This window comes from Mycobacterium sp. 852002-51961_SCH5331710 (assembly GCF_001665535.1).
Classification (GTDB): domain Bacteria; phylum Actinomycetota; class Actinomycetes; order Mycobacteriales; family Mycobacteriaceae; genus Mycobacterium.
This window is the reverse complement of the sequence record NZ_LZSQ01000066.1, coordinates 52,917-74,714: the sequence shown is the minus strand read 5'-3', so window position 1 is coordinate 74,714 and position 21,798 is coordinate 52,917. Positions and strand designations below refer to the sequence as shown.

Sequence of the window (21,798 nt, the reverse complement as noted above, 5' to 3'; positions counted from 1 at the left end):
CGCGACGGGCTACAGCTTGGCGATCAGAGCCGCGGCGCGGACGTCCTCGCCGACGGTCAGCGCGATGTCCACGGCGTCACCGCGGCGCGCCCACCGGATGGTCACGTCCTCGCCGTACCGGATGGGCCTGCGGTACTCGACCACGGTGCGGTACGGGGCGCGGCCGAGATCGGGCACGAGCGCCATCACTTCGTGGATGGCGTGCCAGTACGCGGTGTTGGTGACGTGCTCGAAGATGTCGATGTCGGTGCGACGCAGCGGGAACGGGATCTGCTCGTCGGCGTCCTCGAGGTTGGTCAACCAGGGCCGCCACTTGAGGCGCAGTTCGTCGGTGGTGGTGGCGAACCGGGCGATCAGGCTGTCCGAGGCGCGCTGCGGCGTCAACGTCTTGCTGTTGATGGCGATCCAGAAGCCTTCGGTCTCGATGCGGCCCCCGTCGCTGCCGACCAGGTCGACACGCATCGTGCACCAGCGGGTCGACAACGCCGAGCACCAGCGGCTGAACGAGATCTCGTTCGGGAAGTCGATCGGCTCGATGACGTCGATGACGGTGCGCTGGACGAGCCAGTGCGGGTGGTCGTCGGCCTCGCCGGCGTCCACGAGGTTCTCCGCGCCGACCTCCTGGATGTAGCGGGCCACGCCGTCGAGGCGCAGGTTCAGGTCGCCGTCGATGTCGCCGGTGGCGACTCGCCACGCCGTGCGGTAGACGTATCCGGTCTCCGGCAGCGGGCTGAGCCGGTGCGCGACGTCGTTGGTGGGCATCGGGTCAAGTATCGACCGGGACCAAATTCCGCGGTGAGCGCCCCCGGCAGGACTCGAACCTGCGACCGACCGCTTAGAAGGCGGTTGCTCTATCCACTGAGCTACGGGGGCGGGTGGGCTAACCCTAACCAATTGCCCACAGCGTCACCGGTCAGCACGCTGCAACTCCCGTCGCACGTCAGCGCTAAAGGGCTCTCGCACCGTGTTCACGCCGACTAGCGTGGTGACGACAGCTTCACGACAGGAGGACGCTACGGCCTATGAGCGACGTGCCGGAACTCGATGCGGCGGGACTCCCCGAGGAACTCAGCCCGCTCGACCAGATCCTGCACCGCGGTGAGGCGAATCCGCGCACCCGCTCGGGAATCATGACCGTCGAGATCCTCGACTGCGCGCCGGATTGGGACACGTTCCGCGCCAAGTTCGAGGCGGCCTCACGCAAGGTTCTGCGGTTGCGGCAGAAGGTGGTGATGCCGACGCTGCCGACCGTGGCCCCCCGGTGGGTCGTCGACCCCGATTTCAACCTCGACTTCCACCTGCGGCGCGTGCGTGCACCGCAACCGGGAACCTTTCGTCAGGTGCTCGACTTCGCCGAGGTCGCCGCGCAATCCCCGCTCGACATCTCCCGGCCGCTGTGGACCGCGACGCTCGTCGAGGGACTCGCCGACGACCGCGCCGCGATGGTCGTGCACCTCAGCCACGCGGTCACCGACGGCGTCGGCGGAGTCGAGATGTTCGCCAATCTGTATGACCTCGAGCGGGAGCCGGCGCCTGCGCCCCTTCCTCCGCTTCCCATCCCGCAGGACCTGTCGCCCAACGACCTGATGCGGCAGGGGTTCTTCCGGTTGCCGGGCACGATCGCAGGCCGCATGCGCGGCGCGTTGTTCGGCGCCGCCCACGTTGCAGGGGAAGTGATCCGCGATCCGATCTCACGGCTCGGCAGCGCCGTCGAGTACGCCATGTCGGGTGCGCGCGTGATGGGGCCGGTCGCCGATCCGTCGCCGCTGCTGCGGCGGCGAAGCCTGTCGTCGCGCAGCGAGGCCATCGACATCGAGTTCGGCGTCTTGCACCGCGCCGCCAAGGCCGCCGGAGGTTCGATCAACGACGCGTACCTGGCAGGCCTGTGCGGTGCGCTGCGGCTCTACCACGAAGCCAAGGGTGTGCCGGTCGAGACGCTGCCGATCGCGGTGCCGGTCAACCTCCGTTCCGATGCCGACCCCGCGGGCGGAAACCGGTTCGCTGGCATCAATCTCGCCGCGCCGATCGGCCTGACAGACCCCGAGGTTCGGATCCGCAACATCCGCTCGCAGATGACCACCAAGCGCGAGGAGCGGGCCATCGACATGGTCGGCGCCATCGCTCCGCTCGTGGGCCTGCTGCCCGACACTGCCCTCGAGTCGATGGCCGGATCGATCGTGAATTCCGACGTCCAGGCCAGCAACGTCCCGGTGTATGCCGGGGATACCTTCATCGCCGGCGCGAAAGTCCTTCGGCAGTACGGCCTCGGCCCGCTGCCGGGGGTGGCGATGATGGTGGTGCTGATCTCGCGCTCGGGCTACTGCACGATCACCACCCGCTACGACCGTGCGGCGTTCACCGATCAAGAGTTGTGGGCGCGTTGCCTGCTGTCGGGTTTCGACGAGGTGCTCGCCCTCGGGGGCGACGGTCGCGCCGAACCCGCATCGTTCAACGTCGATTCGGAACCCACCACCGTCTCCTCACCCAATGGGAGTGCAGCGCAATGACTTCGCCCAACGGTCAGTCCGCCCGGCGCACCATGCGACTGCCGGGTTCGGTCGCCGAGATCCAAGCGGGACCGCAAGGCCCCGAGATCGGCGCGTTCTTCGATCTCGACGGCACGCTGGTGGCCGGCTTCACCGGTGTGGTGATGACGCAGGACCGGTTTCGGCGCCGCCAGATGTCGATGGGTGAGTTCATCGGCATGGTGCAGGCCGGGCTGAACCACCAGCTGGGTCGTTCGGAGTTCGAGGATCTCATCGGCAAGGGTGCGCGCATGCTGCGCGGCAACTCGCTCGAGGACATCGACGAGCTCGCCGAGCGGTTGTTCGTCCAGAAGATCGTCGGCCGTATCTATCCCGAGATGCGGGAGTTGGTGCGCGCGCACATGGCTCGCGGCCACACCGTCGTCCTCAGCTCGTCGGCGCTGACGGTCCAGGTGGAGCCCGTCGCGCGGTTCCTCGGCATCGAGAACGTGTTGAGCAACAAGTTCGAGCTCGACGAGAACGGCTTGCTCACCGGCGAGGTGACGCGCCCGATCATCTGGGGCCCCGGGAAGGCAAGGGCCGTGCAGAAGTTCGCCGCCGAGCACGGTGTCGACCTGTCGAAGAGTTACTTCTACGCCGACGGCGACGAAGACGTCGCGCTGATGTACCTGGTGGGTAATCCGCGCCCGACGAATCCGGGCGGCAAGCTCGCCGCCGTCGCTGCCAAGCGGGGATGGCCGGTGCTGCGATTCACCAGTCGCAGTGGCGCGAGCCCGGTTTCGCAACTGCGCACCGCGGCGGGGATCGCGACCATGGCGCCGATCGCCGCTGGGGCGCTCGGCCTGGGGCTGCTGACGCGGAGCAAGCGCAACGGCGTCAACTTCTTCACCGCGGCGTTCGGCCGGTCGCTGATGAGCACCATCGGCATCAACGTCAAGGTGATCGGCAGGGACAACCTGACGAAAAAGCGTCCCGCGGTGTTCCTCTTCAACCACCGCAATCAAGCCGACCCTTTGATCGCCGGCCATTTGGTGGACACCGATTTCACGTCGGTGGGCAAGAAGGAACTGGAGAAAGACCCGATCGTCGGCACCCTGGGCAAGATCATGGACGCCGCGTTCATCGACCGCGAGGATCCGCAGAAGGCTGTCGAAGGGCTCAAGAAGGTCGAGGAGCTTGCCCGCAAGGGGCTCTCGATCCTGATCGCCCCGGAGGGCACGCGGCTGGACACCACCGAAGTGGGCCCGTTCAAGAAGGGTCCGTTCCGGATCGCGATGTCGGCGGGAATCCCCCTGGTGCCCATGGTGATCCGCAACGCCGAAGTGATCGCCGCGCGCGATTCGAGCACGTTCAACCCGGGTACGGTCGACGTCGTCGTCTATCCGCCGATTCCCATCGACGGCTGGACCCATGACAACCTCGACGAGCGCATCGCCCAGGTGCGCCAGCTCTACCTCGACACGCTGGCCGAGTGGCCGCACGACGAGTCGGATCTCGACGTGATCTACGCCCGCAACATCCCCGCGCCGGAGAAGCCGCCGGCCAAGAAGTCCGCGGCGAAGAAAGGCGCCAAGAAGGCGACCAAGTCGGCGGCCAAGTCGGCGACGAAGTCCGTGCGCACGGCGCCGGCGAGCAAGAAATCCGCACCGAGATCCGCGGGGAAGGGGCGTCCGTGAAGCCGTCCGTCGACGAGTACACCCCCTTCACGCCGACCGGCGACGCCCTGGTGCTGGCGTCGGCTTCCTCCGCCGCTGAACGTGATCTGCTCGACGACTGGCTGCAGCGCCAGCGGCGTGAGCATCCCGAGGCCAAGATCGATGTGCTGCTGCTTCCGGACGAGGACCCGCCGGCCGCCGTGCTGGCATCTCTGGTGTCCGAACTCGAAGCGGGAGAAGACCGCTCCGTCGTGCCGGTGCGGGTGTTCTGGGTACCCGGCGGCCTGCCCACCCGATCCAAAGTGGTGGCGGTGATCTCCGGCCGCGACACCTACCGCCCGCCCGAGATCCTGCAGCGCCGAATCCTGCGCCGCGACCGCTCTCGCGCCCGCGTGGTCGCCGGCGAACCGGCGAAGGTGTCGGAGCTGCGGCAGCAGTGGGCCGACACCACCGTCGCCGAAAATCCGCGGGAATTCGCGCGCTTCGTCATCCGTCGCGCGATCCTGGCGATCGAACGGGTTGAACTGCGGCTGCTGGGCCCCGAGTACAAGTCACCGCGGTTGATCAAGCCGGAGTTGTTGGCGTCGGCGCGGTTTCGTGAGGGTCTGGACAAGATTCCGGGCGCGAACCTGGAGACCGCGGGCGAGATGCTCGACGAGCTGTCCACCGGGTGGAGCCGGTTCTCGGTCGATCTGATTCCGTCGCTGGGACGCGCGATCTTCAGCCGCGGCTTCGACCCGAACATCGACTACGACCGCGCCGAGGTCGAGTTGATGCGCCGCAACCTGGAGAACCATCCGGCCGTGCTGTTGTTCTCGCACCGGTCCTATCTGGACGGCGTGATCGTCCCGGTCGCGATGCAGGAGAACCGGTTACCGCCGGTGCACACCTTCGCGGGCATCAACCTGTCGTTCGGCTTCATGGGGCCGTTGATGCGTCATTCGGGCGTGATTTTCCTGCGCCGCAAGCTCGACGATCCGCTCTACAAGTATGTGTTGCGCCAATTCGTCGGCTACATCGTCGAGAAGCGGTTCAACCTCAGCTGGTCGATCGAAGGCACCCGGTCGCGGACCGGAAAGATGTTGCCGCCCAAGCTCGGTCTGCTCGCGTATGTGGCCGACGCCTATCTCGACGGGCGCAGCGAGGACATTCTGCTGCAGCCGGTGTCGATCAGCTTCGACCAGCTGCACGAGACGTCCGAGTACGCCGCCTACGCGCGTGGCGGGGAGAAGACGCCCGAGAGCCTGTCGTGGATGTACAACTTCATCAAGGCGCAGGGCGAGCGCAACTACGGCAAGATCTACGTCCGGTTCCCCGAGGCCGTGTCGATGCGGGAGTACCTCGGTGTGCCGCACGGACCGATGACCACCGACGAGGACGCCAAACGGCTTGCGCTGCAGAAGATGGCGTTCGAGGTGTCGTGGCGGATCTTGCGGGCTACACCGGTCAACGCCTCGGCGCTGGTGTCGGCTCTGCTGCTGACCACACGCGGAATCGCGTTGACGCTGGACCAGATACACCACACGCTGCAGCCGTCGCTGGACTACCTGGAGCGCAAGCAGACCCCGATGACCAACAGCGCGTTGCGGTTACGCACCTCCGAAGGTGTGCGGGCCGCGCTCGACGCGCTGTCCAACCGGCACCCCGTCACCTGCGTCGAGGGGGGACGTGAGCCCGTGTGGCGGATCGCTCCCGAGGACGAGCACGAGGCGGCGTTCTACCGGAACACGCTGATCGACGCGTTCCTTGAGACGTCGTTGGTCGAGCTGGCGCTCGTGCATGCCGGCCGCGCCGAAGGCGACCGGCTCGAGGCGTTCTGGTCGCAGGTGATGCGGTTGCGCGATCTGCTGAAGTTCGACTTCTACTTCGCCGACTCCGCGGCGTTCCGCGAGCACGTCGCCGAGGAGCTGTCGTGGCAGCAGGGCTGGGAGGATCAGGTCTCGGCGGGTGAGGAACAGGTCGGCGAACTGCTGCGAACCAAGTCGCCACTGTTGGCGGGCGCGATGCTGCGCCCGTTCTTCGAGGCGTATGCGATCGTCGCCGACGCGTTGCTCGACGCGCCCGAAGAGATCGACGAGAAGGACCTGACCAAGAAGGCGCTCGGCCTGGGCAACCAGTACGTCGCGCAGAGCCGGGTGCGCAGCAACGAATCGGTGTCGGCGTTGCTGTTCGCGACAGCCCGCCAGGTCGCGGCCGACCAGAACCTCCTCGAACCCGCGGCCGATCTCCACGAGAGGCGCGCCGCGTTCCGGGACGAGCTGCGCGGCATCCTGCGCGATATGGACATGGTCGAACGGATCGCCCGCGAACAGTTCATCGCCCGCGAAATCGCGCTTCGGGCGCAGCGTCGCGCGTCGGCCTGATCCGCCTGCCGCGCCGAGCGCACGCTCGGGTCCGTACAGCGTGAGAACGCCCCTATGCAGCTGTGCTGTGGGCAACAGACGCGCGCGCCATACGCTGGGGGGATGACGACGACGGCATCGGGCGTGCGCACCAGCGCGGTGTGGCCGGTGCTAGTCGGGGTGGCGGTGCTGGCCGGTGTGGTGGCCGCGGGCATCGGTGCGCTGTCGCTGGCCGACGCGTTGAGCGCGACCGGGTTGCCGAATCCCGGCCCGGTGACCACCTACGGCCTGCCCTTCGTCCGGGCCGCGGGCGAGATCGCGGCCGTCATCGCAGTCGGATCGTTCCTGTTCGCCGCGTTCCTCACCCCACCCCAACCCAACGGCGTGCTCGACGCCGGCGGCTACCGCGCGCTGCGGCTGGGCACCGGCGCGTCGGCGGTGTGGACGGTGTGCGCGGCGCTGATGGTCCCGCTGACGGTGTCCGACGTCTCGGGCCAGCCGCTGAACAAGATCCTCGACCCGGTGGCGGTCTGGTCGGCGGCCAGCCTCGTCGACACGGCCAGCGCATGGCGGTGGACGGCGTTCATCGCCGCGGCCGTCACGGTGGCCAGCCTGCCGGTGTTGCGCTGGTCGTGGACGCCGATCCTGCTCGCCGGGGCGCTCACGACGCTGATCCCGCTGGGCCTGGCCGGGCATTCCTCGACCGGCGGTGCCCACGACGTCGCCACCAACAGCCTGCTGTTCCACCTCGGCGCCGCGGCGCTGTGGGCGGGCGGTCTGCTCGCCCTGCTGGTGCACGCGCTGCGCCGCGGCAAGCACGCCGACATCGCGGCGCGCCGGTTCTCGGCACTGGCGCTGTGGTGCTTCGTGGTGATGGCCGTCAGTGGCGTGATCAACGCGCTGGTGCGGGTGACCCCCGCCGACCTGGTGAACACCGAGTACGGCTGGCTGATTGTCGCCAAGATCTGTGCACTGGTCTCGCTCGCGGTGGTCGGTTGGTGGCAACGTCGTTCGGCGGTGTCCGCGCTGCAGGCCGACCCCGATGCGCGGGGGCCGCTGGTGCGGCTGGCGCTACTCGAGGCGGCGCTGTTCGGGGCGACGTTCGGCATCGCGGTCGGGCTCGGGCGCACCCCTCCGCCGCCGCTGGCTGAGCAACCCAGTCCGGTGGAGGTGGCGATCGGGTACGACCTCGCCGGCCCGCCCACCTTCGAGCGGATCATGCTCGACTGGCGTTTCGATCTGATCTTCGGCACCGCCGCGATCGTTCTTGCGGTGGTGTACTTGCTCGGTGTGCGGCGGCTGCGCCGCCGAGGCGACGCGTGGCCGGTCGGCCGGACGGTGGGCTGGCTGTGTGGGTGCGCGGCGCTGTTGTTCGCGACGTCGTCGGGGCTGGGCCGCTACATGCCCGCCATGTTCTCGATGCACATGATCGCGCACATGGTGCTGTCGATGCTGGTGCCGATCCTGCTGGTGCTCGGCGCGCCGGTGACGCTGGCCCTGCGCGCGCTGCCGGCCGCGGGCCGCGGGGATCCGCCCGGACCGAGGGAGTGGCTGCTGGCCGGCCTGCACTCGAAGGTGTCGAAGTTCCTGACCCAGCCGGTCGTGGCGACGGTGATCTTCGTGGCCGGTTTCTACGGGCTGTACTTCGGCGGGCTCTTCGACGCCGCCGTCGACGAGCACGGCGCCCACGTGCTGATGAACGTGCACTTCCTGCTCAGCGGATACCTCTTCTACTGGGTGACGATCGGCGTCGACCCGGCGCCGCGCCAAATTCCGCAGCTCGGCAAGGTCGGGATGGTGTTCGCGTCGCTGCCGTTGCACGCGTTCTTCGGGGTTGTGCTGATGGGCACAAAGACCGTGCTGGGTGAGCCGTTCTACCGGTCGCTGCAGTTGAGCTGGCACACCGACCTGCTCGCCGACCAACGCACCGGCGGCGGAATCGCGTGGGCCGCAGGCGAGGTCCCACTCGTGCTGGTGATGCTCGCGCTGCTCATCCAGTGGTCGCGCAGCGACCGGCGCATGGCGAAGCGGCTCGACAGGGCGGCCGACCGCGACGACGACGCGGACCTTGCCGCCTACAACGCGATGCTGGCCGAACTCGCCCGCCGCGACGCCCAGTAGCCGGCGCTGGGGTCGGTCTCGGGCGTCGGTCCGCCGAGACCGACGCTTTGGCTGATTTCCGGTTGCCGGAACGACCATTGCGTCGGTTTCGAGGACATTGGAGCTAGACCAACGGCCGCGGGCGTCCAATCTGTATGGAGATTCCCTTCATTGGCAGTGACGCCGTGGCCGCCGGCCACCTCACCCGAGCCCACCTACGCAGTCAGTATCGACCGCTGTACCGCGGCGTCTACGTGCCGCGAGGCCACCAGGTGTCTCTGCACGAGAGGATCGTCGGCGTATCCCTCGCTACTCCTTCGGCGGTGATCGCCGGGGTAGCCGCTTCCGCGATACACGGGGCGAGATGGGTCGGCGACGACATACCTATCGAATTGGTCGCGGCGGTGCGACGCCAGCGCGGTCTGACCGTCCGCGACGAGACCCTGGACGAGGACGAGGTCACCGCGGTCGCGGGCATCCGTGTGACCACTCCGGCTCGGACCGCGTTCGACCTGGGCCGGCATCATCCGCGCGGCCGTGCTGTCGCCCGCCTGGACGCGTTGATGAATGCTCGGCCGTTCGCTCCCGAGGATGTCGCGCTACTGGCGAAACGTCATCGCGGTGTGCGCGGTCTCCGGCGGCTACGGGCGGCGTTGCCGCTGGTCGACGGCGGTGCCGAGTCTCCGAGGGAAACGTGGCTGCGGCTGCTCTTCATCGATGCCGGGCTACCTCGGCCGACCACGCAAGTCGTCGTCTACGACGAGTGGGGCCGATACGTCCGGCGCATCGACATGTGCTGGGAGGAGTTCAAAGTCGGCGCCGAGTACGACGGAGAACAACACCTCACCAGCCGGCAACAGTACGTCCTCGACGTTCGGGTCAACCGCGTGCTGCAGCGGCTCGGTTGGCAGGTCATTCACGTCATCAAAGAGGACCGCGGGGCCGACATCGTCGAGCAGGCGCGAAACGCCCTGCTGTCGCGAGGCTGGCGCCCGTAGGTTCCATGCACTCTCGCTCGAAACCGACGCAATGGTCGATCGCGGGCGCGAGGACCAGCCAAAGCGTCGGTTTCGGCAATAACGAAGGCCTATCCCAAACGCCGGGTTCATCCACAGCGCGCGTCCGCGACGCCTGCTCGGCCCGCGTTCGGTGTCGGCGCAGCGGCGCTCAATGACGGTGTCACCGACGCGCCACCGGGCCGTCGGCAGGGAAACGCAAGGAAACAAGAGGAGACCGTCATGTTCGAGACACCGTTCACCATCGTCGGCAACATCGTCACCGACCCGATCCACCGGCGGGTGGGCGATCAGGAGATGGTCCGTTTCCGGGTCGCGAGCAACTCGCGCCGCCGCACGGCCGAAGGAACATGGGAGCCGGGTAATTCGTTGTTCGTCACGGTGAACTGCTGGGGGAGGGTGGTCGCCGGGCCCAGCGCAGCGCTGGTCAAGGGCGACCCCGTCATCGTCGTCGGGCACGTCTACACCAGCGAGTACGACGACCGCGACGGCAACCGGCGCTCGTCGGTCGAGGTGCGAGCGACGTCCGTCGGGCCGGACCTGGCCCGTTGCTCGGCGAAGATCGACCGGGCCCGGCAACTGACCGAACAGCGGATCACCGATCCCGACGACCAATCAGAAGACACCGGTGACGATGACGACGCGGAGCGGCCCGACACGGCGCTGCCCCTGACCGCGTAGTGAGAACGCGCCGCCGGCGCAGAACGAGTAGCTCACTCGGCTGCGCCGGTGGGGCCACGCCTACGATGGTCCGCGAGCATCACCCGAGAGATTCGCGAGTTTCGAAAGGCTTACCACGGCATGGCCGAATTCATCTATTCGATGCGGAAGGTCCGCAAGGCGCACGGCGACAAGGTCATCCTCGACGACGTCAGCCTGAACTTCCTTCCGGGCGCGAAGATCGGCGTCGTCGGTCCTAACGGCGCCGGCAAGTCGAGCGTCCTGCGGATCATGGCCGGGTTGGACCAGCCCAACAACGGCGACGCGTTCCTACAGCCCGGCGCGACGGTCGGCATCCTGCAGCAGGAGCCGCCGCTCAACGAGGACAAGACCGTTCGCGAGAACGTCGAAGAGGGCGTGGCGATCAAGGCGAAGCTCAACCGCTACAACGAGGTCGCCGAGCTGATGGCCACCGACTACTCCGATGAGCTGATGGAGGAGATGGGACGGCTCCAGGAGGAGCTCGACGCCGCCGACGCGTGGGACATCGACTCGCAGCTCGAGCAGGCGATGGACGCGCTGCGCTGCCCGCCGCCCGACGAGCCCGTCACCCACCTGTCCGGCGGCGAGCGTCGCCGGGTCGCGCTGTGCAAGCTGCTGCTGTCCAAGCCGGACCTGCTGCTCCTCGACGAGCCGACCAACCACCTGGACGCCGAGAGCGTGCAGTGGCTCGAACAGCACCTCGCCGAGTACAAGGGCGCCATCCTCGCGGTCACCCACGACCGGTACTTCCTGGACAACGTTGCCGAGTGGATCCTCGAGCTCGACCGGGGTCGGGCCTACCCGTACGAGGGCAACTACTCGACGTACCTGGAGAAGAAGGCCGAGCGCGTCGCCGTGCAGGGCCGCAAGGACGCCAAGCTGCAAAAGCGCCTCCAGGATGAGCTCGCGTGGGTCCGGTCGGGCGCCAAGGCGCGCCAGGCCAAGAGCAAGGCCCGCCTGCAGCGCTACGAGGAGATGGCCGCGGAGGCGGAGAAGACCCGCAAGCTCGACTTCGAGGAGATCCAGATCCCGACTCCGCCGCGGCTGGGCAACGTCGTGGTCGAGGTCGAACACCTCGACAAGGGCTTCGGCGGTCGCACCCTGATCAAGGACCTGTCGTTCACGCTGCCGCGTAACGGCATCGTCGGGGTCATCGGTCCCAACGGCGTCGGTAAGACCACGCTGTTCAAGACCATCGTCGGCCTCGAGCAGCCCGACAGCGGAACGGTGAAGGTCGGCGACACGGTCAAGCTGAGTTACGTCGACCAGACCCGTGCGGGCATCGACCCGAAGAAGACGGTGTGGGAGGTCGTCTCCGACGGCCTCGACTACATCGAGGTCGGGCAGAACGAGATCCCGTCGCGGGCCTACGTCTCCGCGTTCGGATTCAAGGGCCCCGATCAGCAGAAGCCCGCGGGCGTGCTGTCGGGCGGTGAACGCAACCGGCTCAACCTGGCGTTGACGCTCAAGGAGGGCGGCAACCTGATCCTGCTCGACGAGCCGACCAACGACCTCGACGTGGAAACGCTGTCGTCGCTGGAGAATGCGCTCGAGAGCTTCCCCGGTTGCGCCGTCGTGATTTCCCACGACAGGTGGTTCCTCGACCGCACCTGTACGCACATTCTGGCGTGGGAGGGCGACGAGGACAACGAGGCCAAGTGGTTCTGGTTCGAGGGTAACTTCGGTGCCTACGAGGAGAACAAGGTCGAACGGCTCGGTATTGAGGCCGCCCGCCCGCACCGCGTGACGCACCGCAAGCTCACGCGCGACTGATCCGGCGGGGTAGCCGCGAACCGCACGCGCGGGCTACTAGGGTCGTCTTCTGCGGACCGCGGAGCCGCTTCGCCCTTTTCGGGCTGGTGGCGACATCCAACGGCGGAGGTCCGCGCCAACAGTTCAGGAGCGTCGCATGTCGGTGAATCCGGAGGACGTCGGGAGATCAGCGGGCGCCGGGGTCGGCGTCACCGGAGCCAACGACTCTTCTGGACTCGACGATCAGACCGTGGCGCGCCTCGCGCGGGCCTACCTGGAGACCTACCGCGGTCCGCATGCCGACGCGCCCACCGCCGACTCGACGGTCACCATGCCGGTGACGGCGACAGCGCAGCAGATCGTGTCGCCCAATCTGATCGCCGCGCATCACCGGCTCGGGCGCTTCCGGCCCTACGGCGACACCCGCGTCGAGGTGTACCGCGCCGACGATCCGGGGGGATTCGGTCCCGCACTGCAGATCGTCACCGACAGCACCGCGATGGTTATGGATTCGGTCACGGTGCTGCTGCACCGCTTCGGCGTCGCCTACACCGCGATCATGAACCCGGTGATGCGCGTGCACCGTGCGCGGGCGGGCGAACTGCTCGACGTCGCACCCGCCTCCGAAGGTGGATCCCGCGACGCGGTGTTCGAGGCCTGGATCCACGTCCAGCTCGCGGCGACCGTGGACACCAAGGCGCTCGCCCAGGTGGCGCAGATGCTGCCGGCCGTGCTCGCCGACGCGCGCCACGTCGCGCTCGACGCAGGCGAACTGTCCTCGACCCTGCGCACATTGGGACACAACATCGCCACCGACACCGAGGGCCGGTTCCGCGGACCGGACCGCGAGGATGTCGCGGCGCTGTTGCGCTGGCTCGCCGACGGACACTTCGTGTTGCTCGGCTATCAGCGCTGTTCGATACGCGAGGGTCAGTCGTCGGTCGACCCCGCGAGCCGCCTCGGAACGCTGCGGCTGCACCACGACGTGCTGCCACCGCTGACCGACGACGGCGACCTTCTCGTGTTGGCGCAGGCCACCATTCCGAGCTACCTGCGGTACGGCGCCTATCCCTACATCGTCGTGGTGCGTGAACAGCAGGGCCCGACCGTGATCGAACATCGCTTCGTCGGCCTGTTCACGGTGGCGGCGATGAACGCCAATGTGCTTGAGATCCCGTTGGTCTCGCGCCGGGTCAACGAGGCACTCTCGCTGTCACGCAACGATCCCAGCCACCCCGGGCAGCTGCTGCTCGACATCATCCAGACCATTCCGCGCTCCGAGCTGTTCGCGCTCTCGGCGCGCGACGTGCTGGACATGGTCAAGGCCGTCGTCGACCTCGGGTCGCGTCGGCGAACGTTGCTGTTCATGCGCGCCGATTCGCTCGCGCACTTCGTCTCGTGCCTGGTGTACCTGCCGCGCGACCGCTACACCACCGCGGTGCGGTTGCAGATGCAAGACATCCTCGTCCGCGAGCTCGGCGGGGCCAGCATCGAGTACACCGCGCGCGTGAGCGAATCGCCCTGGGCCGTTGTGCATTTCTCCGTGCGCATGCCCGACGGCACCAGTGCCCGCGCGATCGACACGTCCGAGGCGAACGAGTCCCGCATCCAGGACCTGCTGACCGAGGCGGCGCGCACCTGGGGTGACCGGCTGATCGGCGCGGTGAAGACGGGTTCCATCGATCAACGCACGGCCCAGCACTACTCGGCGGCCTTCCCCGAGGCCTACAAGCAGGCGGTCGCGCCGCTCGACGCGATCGACGACATCGCGATCATCGAAGACCTGCAGGACGATTCGATCCGGCCGGTGCTCACCGATCTCGAGGAAGGCACCGCGCAGCTCACCCTGTATCTCGGTGGACATTCGGCGTCACTGAGCGATCTGCTGCCGATGCTGCAGTCGATGGGCGTCGTCGTGCTCGAAGAGCGGCCGTTCACCGTCGAGCGGCCCGACGGGCTCGGCGTGTGGATCTACCAGTTCAAGATTTCGCCGCACAAGTCGATTCCGCGCATCGAGTCGGCCTCCGAGCGAGCCGAGACCGCGACGCGGTTCGCCGACGCGCTGACCGCGATCTGGCAGGGCCGCGCCGAGACCGACCGGTTCAACGAGTTGGTGATGCGGGCCGGGCTGAACTGGCAGCAGGTCGCCGTCCTGCGCAGCTACGCGAAGTACCTGCGGCAGGCCGGTTTTCCGTACAGCCAGTCGCACATCGAGGCCGTCATCAACGACCACGCCAAGACCGCGCGCTCGCTGGTTGAACTGTTCGAGGCGCTGTTCTACCCGTTCGAATCAGAGCAGGGCGACGCGCCGAAACGCCGCGACGCCCAGGCCGCCGCGGCCGCCGTGACCGCCGACATCGACGCGCTGGTCAGCCTCGACACCGACCGCGTGCTGCGGGCGTTCGCGTCGATGATCCAGGCGACGCTGCGCACCAACTACTTCGTGAGGCGCCAGGAGTCGGCCCGTGCGCAGGATGTGCTGTCGTTCAAGCTCGATCCGGGCCTGATCGACGAATTGCCGCTGCCGCGGCCGAAGTTCGAGATCTTCGTGTACTCGCCGCGCGTCGAGGGTGTGCACCTGCGGTTCGGCTATGTGGCGCGCGGCGGACTGCGCTGGTCGGACCGTCGCGAAGACTTCCGCACCGAGATCCTCGGGCTGGTCAAGGCGCAGGCCGTCAAGAACGCGGTGATCGTGCCCGTCGGCGCCAAGGGCGGCTTCGTCGTCAAGCAGCCGCCGACACCCACCGGTGACGCAGCCGCCGACCGGGACGCCCAGCGCGGCGAAGGCGTGTCGTGCTATCAGCTGTTCATCGCCGGTCTGCTCGATGTGACCGACAACGTCGACAAGGCCACCGGACAAGTGGTTTCGCCGCCGGACGTCGTGCGCCGCGACGGGGACGACGCGTATCTTGTGGTCGCCGCCGACAAGGGCACCGCGACGTTCTCCGACATCGCCAACGAGGTGGCCAAGTCGTACGGCTTCTGGCTCGGTGACGCGTTCGCCTCGGGCGGTTCGGTAGGATACGACCACAAGGCGATGGGCATCACCGCCAAGGGCGCGTGGGAATCGGTCAAACGCCACTTCCGCGAGATGGGCGTCGACACCCAGTCCGAGGACTTCACCGTCGTCGGGATCGGCGATATGAGCGGCGACGTTTTCGGCAACGGCATGTTGCTGTCCAAGCACATTCGGCTGTTGGCCGCGTTCGACCACCGCCACATCTTCATCGACCCCGATCCCGACGCCGCGCGGTCGTGGGAGGAGCGCGAGCGCCTGTTCGACCTGCCCCGCTCGAGCTGGGAGGACTACGACACCTCCCTGATCAGCGAGGGCGGCGGCGTCTACAGCAGAGAGCACAAGTCGATCCAGATCAGCCCGCAGGCCCGTGCCGCGCTGGGTATCGACGACGATGTCGACGAGCTCACCCCGCCGAATCTGATCAAGGCGATCCTCAAGGCGCCCGCCGACCTGCTGTTCAACGGCGGCATCGGCACCTACATCAAGGCCGAGAGCGAATCCGATGCCGACGTCGGTGACCGCGCCAACGACCCCGTCCGCGTGAACGGAAACCAGTTGCGGGTCAAGGTGGTCGGCGAGGGCGGCAACCTGGGCGTGACCGCGCTCGGGCGCATCGAGTTCGATCTCGCCGGAGGCCGCATCAACACCGACGCGCTGGACAACTCGGCCGGCGTCGACTGCTCCGACCACGAGGTCAACATCAAGATCCTGATCGACTCGCTGGTCACCGCCGGGAAGGTCAGCCCAGACGACCGCACCGAGCTGCTGTTGTCGATGACCGACGAGGTCGGCCGACTGGTCCTGCAGGACAACGAGGATCAGAACGACCTGATGGGCACCAGCCGCGCCAACGCGGCCAGCCTGCTTCCCGTACACGCGCGCATGATCAGGGCCTTCGTCACCGACCGCGGCCTCAACCGCGAGCTGGAGGCGCTGCCGTCGGAGAAGGAGATCCATCGTCGCACCGACGCCGGAATCGGTTTGACCTCACCGGAACTGGCGACGCTGATGGCGCACGTCAAACTCGCACTGAAGGCCGACGTGCTGGCCAGCGACCTGCCGGACCAGGAGGCGTTCGCCTCGCGGCTGCCCCGGTACTTCCCGGAGAAGCTGCGCGAGCCGTTCGCCGCGGAGATCCGGTCGCATCAGCTGCGCCGCGAGATCGTCACCACCATGCTGGTCAACGACCTCGTGGACACCAGCGGGATCACCTACGCGTACCGCACCAGCGAGGACGCCGGGGTGGGGCCGGTCGACGCCGTGCGCAGTTACGCCGCGGCCAACGCGATCTTCCGGATCAACGACGTTTGGCGGCAGATCCGGGCCGCGGGCAGCGACGGTGTCTCCGTCGCGGTGACCGACAGGATGACGCTGGATCTTCGTCGGCTCGTCGACCGGGCCGGACGCTGGCTGTTGAACTACCGTCCGCAGCCGCTCGCCGTGGGCGCCGAGATCAACCGTTTCGCCGCCAAGGTTGCTGCGCTGACTCCGCGGATGCCGGAATGGCTGCGCGGTGACGACGAGGCGATCGTGTCCAAGGAGACCGACGAGTTCGCCTCCCGCAGGGTCCCGAGGGATCTGGCCTACACGGTCGCGACGGGGCTGTACCAGTTCAGCCTGCTCGACATCATCGACATCGGGGACATCGTCGACCGCGAACCCGACGAGGTCGCCGACACCTACTTTGCGCTGATGGACTACCTCAACACCGACACCCTGCTCACCGCGGTATCCCGGCTGGAGCGCGATGACCGCTGGCACTCGTTGGCGCGGTTGGCGATTCGCGACGACATCTACGGCTCCCTGCGGTCGCTGTGCCTGGACGTGCTGGCGGTCGGCGAGCCGGAGGAGACGGGCGAGGAGAAGATCGCGGAGTGGGAGACCACGAACGGCTCCCGGGTGGACCGCGCCCGTCGCACGCTCAGCGAGATACATGAAAGCGGTCAGCACGATTTGGCGACGCTATCGGTGGCGGCGCGTCAGATCCGCAGCATGACACGAAACAGTGGAACGGGGACTTCTCGATGACAGGTGCTGGCAACCTCGCGCAGAACGCGGAAGGTGCGGGGTTCGTCGCACCCGTGCACGTGCGGTGGTCGGACATCGACATGTACCAGCACATCAATCACGCGACGATGGTGACGATCCTCGAGGAGGCCCGGATCCCGTTCCTGCGTGAGCCGTTCGGCCCGGAGATCGAGACAATCGGACTGCTCATCGCCGAGGTCAACATCTCGTATAAGGCCCAGCTGCGCCTGATCGATTCGCCGCTGCAAGTCACCATGTGGTCCAAACGCGTCCGCTCCGTCGACTTCACCGTCGGATACGAGGTGCGGTCGGTTGGGGCGTCGCCTGATTCGAAGCCGGCGGTGATCGCCGACACCCAGTTGGCCGCCGTGCACATCAAAGAGCAGCGGCTGCACCGTCTTTCGCCGCAGCAAAAAGAGTACCTGCAGCGCTGGACACGATGACGCCCTCCGACCGGGGCGTCTGGCTCACCGATGCGGCGCACCGTGACGACCTCGCCGCGTTCGCCGAGCGGGCGATACGCCTCGACGAGGCCGCCGTCATCCGGCTGCGTCAACGCGCCGACGGCCTGTTTGGCGCATGGGTGGCAACGGGATTCGACGTGCTGGCCACCCGCGTGGTTGCGGGCCGGGTCAATCCGCCGGACCTCTCCGCGGGCGCCGACGCGCTGGCCGCGGGATTACAGGCGATGGACCGCAGCGGCTTCGTCGAACCCGGCTTCGCGCTGGACTCCGCATGGCGCGGCGCGCTTCCGCCGGACTCCGGGTTCGTCCACCTCGACGACGTCCCGGCCCGTGTCGTGCTCGACCTCGCCGAGCGCGGCGGCGCTTTGGTCAAGCAGCACTCCAGCGGTCAGGGCCCACCGGTCTCGCTGCTGGATCAGGAGGTCGTCGCGGTCAGTTCCGCCGACGACAGCGTCGGCATCCCGATGCGGTGTGTGTTCGCCTTGACCGCAATGGGATTCCTGCCGCAAGCCGGTTCGGCGGTGGGCGCCGACGAAATCGTGCGGGTTCGCGTCACCCCGACGTGGCTGCGCGTCGACGCACGGTTCGGATCGGTCTATCGCCGCCGCGGCGACCCCGCCATCGTCCTGCGGTAACGCCCACTTCGCGCACGCTCGCGCCGCCGCGACGGCGCGCACTCAGACCAGCCAAGCGGCGGCGTCGGGCGGCAGAGTGCCGTCGAACACCTCGGCGCTGGCAAGGAGAACCTGCCCCTCCGGCAGCGGTATGGGTCGCGATCCCGCATTCAACACGCACACCAACCCGCCGCTGCGGTGGAACACCAGGCTGTCGGCGGGCGAGTCCAGCCACTCGACCGTCGGCCCATCGAACTCCGCACGCCGGGAACGCAATTCAAACGCCCGCCGGTAGAACGCCAGCGTCGAATCGGGGTCGGCCAGCTGCTTCTCGACCGTCAACGCCGCCCACTCCCGAGGAATCGGCAGCCACGTGTCGGGGTTCGTCGAGAACCCGAACGGGGGAGCATCACCGTCCCAGGGCATCGGGATCCGGCTGCCGTCGCGTCCGCGACGGGTGTGCCCGGACCGCTCCCACACGGGGTCGCGCAGCGCCTCGTCGGGAAGCTCGACGTTCGGCAGCCCCAGTTCCTCGCCGTTGTAGACGAACACCGGCCCGGGCAGCGCGAGCATCACCAGTGCCATCGCCTTGGCGCGGGCCAACCCGCCGCTGCCGCCCCCGTAGCGGCTGGTTTCGCGTTCGACGTCATGGCGGGCCAGCGTCCAGGTCGGAACGGCGCCCACCAACTCGACCGCCGCCAAGGAGTTTTCGATGGCCTCTCGAACGTCGGCGGCGTCGAACGCGGCGCGCAACAAGCGGAAGTTGAAGCCCAGGTGCAGTTCGTCGGGGCGCACATAGCGGGCGAACTGTTCGTTGTCGTAGACCCAGACCTCGCCGATCGCAACGGATTCCGGATAGTCGTCGAACACCCGGCGAATGCGGCGGTGAAGTTCGTGGACGCCGTCGTTGTTGAAGCGCGGATCGTCGTCCATCTCGGCCAGCAGCATCTCGCGCCGGGGGATCGTCATGTCGGGAAGGTTCGGTGGCTTGGCCATGCCGTGCGCGACGTCGATGCGGAAGCCGTCCACCCCGCGACCGAGCCAGAACCGAAGCGTCCGCTCGAGGTCGTCGAACACCTCGGGGTTGTCCCAGTTGAGGTCGGGCTGTTCGGCGTCGAACAGATGCAGGTACCACTGACCCGCGCTGCCGTCGGCCTCGGTGATCCGGGTCCACGCGGGGCCCCCGAAGATCGACACCCAGTTGTTCGGGGGTTGCGAGCCGCCGGGCCCGGTGCCGTCGCGGAATATGTAGCGGTCGCGTTCCATGCTGCCCGGCGGCGCGGCCAACGCCTCGCCAAACCACGGATGCGCGGAGCTGGTGTGGTTGGGCACCAGGTCCATCGTCACCTTGATGCCCCGATCGTGCGCCGCCGCGATGAGCCGGTCCAACGCGGCCATGCCGCCGAACAGCGGGTCGACGTCGCGCGGATCGGAAACGTCGTAGCCGTTGTCGGCCATCGGCGAGACCATCACCGGATTGAGCCAGATCGCGTCGACGCCGAGCGCCTCGAGGTAGCCCAGGCCGGCGGTCACACCGTCGAGATCGCCGACGCCGTCACCGTCGCTGTCGCGAAACGAACGCGGATACACCTGGTAGAACAGCGTATCCGACCACCAGGGGCTGCTCATCAGAACGGCGCGTTCACCATCGAATGGGCGGCCATCTCCAGATAAGCCAGCAGTTCCTTGCGGTGCTCGTCGTCGAGCGTCTGCGAATCGATCTCGGCGACCGCGGTGTGCATGCACCGCAGCCACGCGTCACGTTCGATGTAGCCGATCCGGAACGGGGCGTGGCGCATCCTCAGCCTCGGATGCCCACGCTGATCGGAGTAGGTGCGAGGGCCGCCCCAGTACTGCTCGAGGAACATCCGCAGCCGCACCTCGGCGGGCCCGAGGTCCTCTTCCGGGTACAGCGGACGCAGGATCTCGTCCTCGCGGACCAACTCGTAGAACCGCGCCACGATCGCGCGGAACGTCTCGTGGCCACCGACTTCGTCGTAGAACGACCTCTGTGGCTGTGTCACGCCCCCATTGTTCCCTGTTGCTGGATTGCCAGGTCAGGCGGGCGCGCCACCCGATGTTCACCCAATTGACCTGCGAACACGTCGAGAAATGTCGTGCGATTCACAGGAATCCGTGGTGAACTGTCGGACGGAGGACGTATGGCGCATCGCAAGAAAGGCCCGTCCAGAAGGGCCGGCCAGCGGAGCCACGGTGCCGCGACCGCCCTAGCCGGGTCGGCGGTACCGGGCGCACAGGCACGCGTGCTGCACAGCGTCGACATCCATCCGCCGAGTACCAGCGAGGCCTCGATCTGGGGCCGCCGCCGGGTCCTCCTGCTGAACTCCACCTACGAACCGCTGACCGCTCTGCCCATGCGCCGAGCGGTCATCATGTTGATGTGCGGGAAGGCCGACGTCGTGCACGACGATCCCGGGGGACCGGTGATCCATTCGGCGACCCGCTCGATCGTGGTGCCCTCGGTGATTCGGCTGCGCACCTACGTGCGGGTGCCTTATCGCGCGCGCATCCCGATGACCCGCGCCGCGCTGATGCACCGCGACCGGTTCCGCTGCGCCTACTGCGGCGGCAAGGCCGACACCGTCGACCACGTGGTTCCCCGCAGCCGCGGCGGGGCGCACGCCTGGGAGAACTGCGTGGCGGCCTGTTCGACGTGCAACCACCGCAAGGCGGACCGGCTGCTCACCGAGCTGGGGTGGTCGCTGCGCACGGTGCCCGTCCCGCCGAAGGGACAGCACTGGCGGCTGCTGTCGAGCGTGAAGGAACTCGACCCGTCGTGGGTCCGATATCTGGGCGAAGGCGCGGCGTAAACGCGGCTGGTATACGGTTTGCGACGTGAGCACCGCACTGACACACGCGCTACTGATTCTGGTGCCGCTCGGGCTGACGGCCGTGCTTGCCGCTCTCATCTGGCGCAAGAAGGGCCCGCACCCGGCGACCTACAAGATGTCCGAACCTTGGAAGCACGCCCCGATCCTGTGGGCGGCCGACGAGCCGGCCGGTCACGGGCACGCCACCGGGCGCAGCGTGGCGGCCGATTCCGCGGCCGAAGGCGGAAACGTGGGTGGGCATGACACGCACGCGGTGACGATTGGAGGCGGCGCCAGTGGCAAGTGGTGATGTTGCAGTAACCGGCCACCGGGCCGCGGTCGAGCGCGCCGATCTGCCCGTCGGTTGGGTGGTCACGTCCAGCGGTCGCATCTCCGGTGTCACGCAGCCGGGCGCGCTGTCGGTGGATTACCCCTTCCCGGTCAAGGATCTGGTGTTCCTCGACGACGCGCTCAAGTACGGCTCGCGGGCGGCCAAGGCACGCTTCGCCGTGTACATCGGCGACCTCGGCACCGACACGGCGGCCACCGCGCGCGAGATCCTCGCGCAGGTGCCGACTCCGAACAACGCGGTGCTGCTGGCGGTATCGCCCGACCAGCGCGCGATCGAGGTGGTCTACGGAGCCGACGTCAAGGGGCGTGGCATCGAAGAGGCCGCACCGTTGGGCGTTTCGGCGGCCGCGGCGTCGTTCAAGGACGGCAACCTGATGGACGGCCTGATCAGCGCGGTGCGCGTGATGAGCGCCGGCGTCACCCCGGCCTGACACAGAC

The 21,798-nt window shown here is 67.9% G+C and carries 16 protein-coding genes and 1 tRNA gene; 13 read left to right on the top strand and 4 right to left on the bottom strand.

Annotated elements, in window-relative coordinates:
* Positions 1-9: 9 nt before the first annotated feature.
* Positions 10-762, bottom strand: a complete 753-nt coding sequence (locus A5752_RS11030; RefSeq protein WP_067085082.1) for an acyl-[acyl-carrier-protein] thioesterase — start codon at positions 760-762, stop codon at positions 10-12.
* A 38-nt stretch (positions 763-800) separates the two neighbouring features.
* Positions 801-873, bottom strand: a tRNA-Arg gene (locus tag A5752_RS11025).
* Between the two features lie 149 nt (positions 874-1,022).
* Here A5752_RS11025 and A5752_RS11020 point away from each other — a divergent pair.
* The 10 genes from A5752_RS11020 to A5752_RS10975 all read left to right on the top strand — a co-directional run bounded on the left by A5752_RS11020 (position 1,023) and on the right by A5752_RS10975 (position 18,199).
* Complete coding sequence (locus tag A5752_RS11020; RefSeq protein ID WP_067085080.1) at positions 1,023-2,507, top strand: wax ester/triacylglycerol synthase family O-acyltransferase; 1,485 nt, start codon at positions 1,023-1,025, stop codon at positions 2,505-2,507.
* Entirely contained in the window at positions 2,504-4,162 is a 1,659-nt protein-coding gene (locus A5752_RS11015) for an HAD-IB family hydrolase/lysophospholipid acyltransferase family protein (protein WP_067085078.1), read from the top strand. Before A5752_RS11020 ends, A5752_RS11015 begins: the two co-directional genes overlap by 4 nt.
* Positions 4,159-6,504: a glycerol-3-phosphate 1-O-acyltransferase gene (locus A5752_RS11010; protein WP_067085077.1), complete on the top strand. Its 2,346-nt coding sequence runs from the start codon at positions 4,159-4,161 to the stop codon at positions 6,502-6,504. The genes A5752_RS11015 and A5752_RS11010 overlap by 4 nt, the downstream gene beginning before the upstream one ends.
* Positions 6,505-6,606: 102 nt before the next feature.
* The gene (locus A5752_RS11005; protein WP_067085075.1) at positions 6,607-8,604 is read left to right on the top strand and encodes a bifunctional copper resistance protein CopD/cytochrome c oxidase assembly protein; all 1,998 of its coding nucleotides are present in this window, start codon (positions 6,607-6,609) and stop codon (positions 8,602-8,604) included.
* A gap of 134 nt (positions 8,605-8,738) precedes the next feature.
* Positions 8,739-9,581, top strand: coding sequence for a type IV toxin-antitoxin system AbiEi family antitoxin (locus tag A5752_RS11000; protein ID WP_067085073.1), 843 nt, complete (start codon positions 8,739-8,741; stop codon positions 9,579-9,581).
* Positions 9,582-9,821: 240 nt separating this feature from the next.
* Complete coding sequence (locus A5752_RS10995; protein ID WP_067085071.1) at positions 9,822-10,280, top strand: single-stranded DNA-binding protein; 459 nt, start codon at positions 9,822-9,824, stop codon at positions 10,278-10,280.
* A gap of 120 nt (positions 10,281-10,400) precedes the next feature.
* Entirely contained in the window at positions 10,401-12,074 is a 1,674-nt protein-coding gene (ettA, locus tag A5752_RS10990) for an energy-dependent translational throttle protein EttA (protein ID WP_067085069.1), read from the top strand.
* 136 nt (positions 12,075-12,210) lie between these two features.
* Complete coding sequence (locus A5752_RS10985; RefSeq protein ID WP_067085067.1) at positions 12,211-17,100, top strand: NAD-glutamate dehydrogenase; 4,890 nt, start codon at positions 12,211-12,213, stop codon at positions 17,098-17,100.
* Positions 17,097-17,543 carry an acyl-CoA thioesterase gene (locus A5752_RS10980; protein ID WP_067085065.1) on the top strand — a complete coding sequence of 149 codons (447 nt, stop codon included), beginning with the start codon at positions 17,097-17,099 and terminating at the stop codon, positions 17,541-17,543. The genes A5752_RS10985 and A5752_RS10980 overlap by 4 nt, the downstream gene beginning before the upstream one ends.
* Entirely contained in the window at positions 17,540-18,199 is a 660-nt protein-coding gene (locus A5752_RS10975) for a DUF8185 domain-containing protein (protein ID WP_502686713.1), read from the top strand. The genes A5752_RS10980 and A5752_RS10975 overlap by 4 nt, the downstream gene beginning before the upstream one ends.
* Before the next feature lie 42 nt (positions 18,200-18,241).
* On the opposite strand, the gene A5752_RS10970 is transcribed toward A5752_RS10975, so the two are convergent.
* Together A5752_RS10970 and A5752_RS10965 are read right to left on the bottom strand one after the other, a co-directional pair.
* Positions 18,242-19,807, bottom strand: coding sequence for a glycoside hydrolase family 13 protein (locus A5752_RS10970; protein WP_067085061.1), 1,566 nt, complete (start codon positions 19,805-19,807; stop codon positions 18,242-18,244).
* Positions 19,807-20,202 carry a globin gene (locus A5752_RS10965; protein ID WP_064422536.1) on the bottom strand — a complete coding sequence of 132 codons (396 nt, stop codon included), beginning with the start codon at positions 20,200-20,202 and terminating at the stop codon, positions 19,807-19,809. The genes A5752_RS10970 and A5752_RS10965 overlap by 1 nt, the downstream gene beginning before the upstream one ends.
* Positions 20,203-20,340: 138 nt before the next feature.
* Between A5752_RS10965 and A5752_RS10960 the strand changes: the two genes are divergently transcribed.
* The 3 genes from A5752_RS10960 to A5752_RS10950 are packed head-to-tail and all read left to right on the top strand — an operon-like array spanning position 20,341 to position 21,791.
* Complete coding sequence (locus A5752_RS10960) at positions 20,341-21,009, top strand: HNH endonuclease (RefSeq protein ID WP_067085060.1); 669 nt, start codon at positions 20,341-20,343, stop codon at positions 21,007-21,009.
* Between the two features lie 25 nt (positions 21,010-21,034).
* Positions 21,035-21,319 (top strand): aa3-type cytochrome oxidase subunit CtaJ, encoded by a 285-nt coding sequence (ctaJ, locus tag A5752_RS10955; protein WP_082963837.1) that lies wholly within the window; start codon positions 21,035-21,037, stop codon positions 21,317-21,319.
* A complete protein-coding gene (locus A5752_RS10950; RefSeq protein WP_067085058.1) occupies positions 21,306-21,791 on the top strand; it encodes a DUF5130 domain-containing protein in 486 nt (161 codons plus the stop codon). Before ctaJ ends, A5752_RS10950 begins: the two co-directional genes overlap by 14 nt.
* The last annotated feature ends 7 nt before the right edge of the window (positions 21,792-21,798 follow it).

Bases quoted from the DNA above. Each gene is read 5' to 3' on its own strand.
- A5752_RS10975 (WP_502686713.1), top strand. From the start codon at position 17,540: ATGACGCCCTCCGACCGGGGCGTCTGGCTCACCGATGCGGCGCACCGT.
- A5752_RS10960 (WP_067085060.1), top strand. From the start codon at position 20,341: ATGGCGCATCGCAAGAAAGGCCCGTCCAGAAGGGCCGGCCAGCGGAGC.
- A5752_RS11020 (WP_067085080.1), top strand. From the start codon at position 1,023: ATGAGCGACGTGCCGGAACTCGATGCGGCGGGACTCCCCGAGGAACTC.
- A5752_RS10970 (WP_067085061.1), bottom strand. From the start codon at position 19,807: ATGAGCAGCCCCTGGTGGTCGGATACGCTGTTCTACCAGGTGTATCCG.
- A5752_RS11015 (WP_067085078.1), top strand. From the start codon at position 2,504: ATGACTTCGCCCAACGGTCAGTCCGCCCGGCGCACCATGCGACTGCCG.
- A5752_RS11005 (WP_067085075.1), top strand. From the start codon at position 6,607: ATGACGACGACGGCATCGGGCGTGCGCACCAGCGCGGTGTGGCCGGTG.
- A5752_RS11030 (WP_067085082.1), bottom strand. From the start codon at position 762: ATGCCCACCAACGACGTCGCGCACCGGCTCAGCCCGCTGCCGGAGACC.
- A5752_RS11000 (WP_067085073.1), top strand. From the start codon at position 8,739: ATGGAGATTCCCTTCATTGGCAGTGACGCCGTGGCCGCCGGCCACCTC.
- A5752_RS10995 (WP_067085071.1), top strand. From the start codon at position 9,822: ATGTTCGAGACACCGTTCACCATCGTCGGCAACATCGTCACCGACCCG.
- ettA (WP_067085069.1), top strand. From the start codon at position 10,401: ATGGCCGAATTCATCTATTCGATGCGGAAGGTCCGCAAGGCGCACGGC.
- A5752_RS10985 (WP_067085067.1), top strand. From the start codon at position 12,211: ATGTCGGTGAATCCGGAGGACGTCGGGAGATCAGCGGGCGCCGGGGTC.
- A5752_RS10980 (WP_067085065.1), top strand. From the start codon at position 17,097: ATGACAGGTGCTGGCAACCTCGCGCAGAACGCGGAAGGTGCGGGGTTC.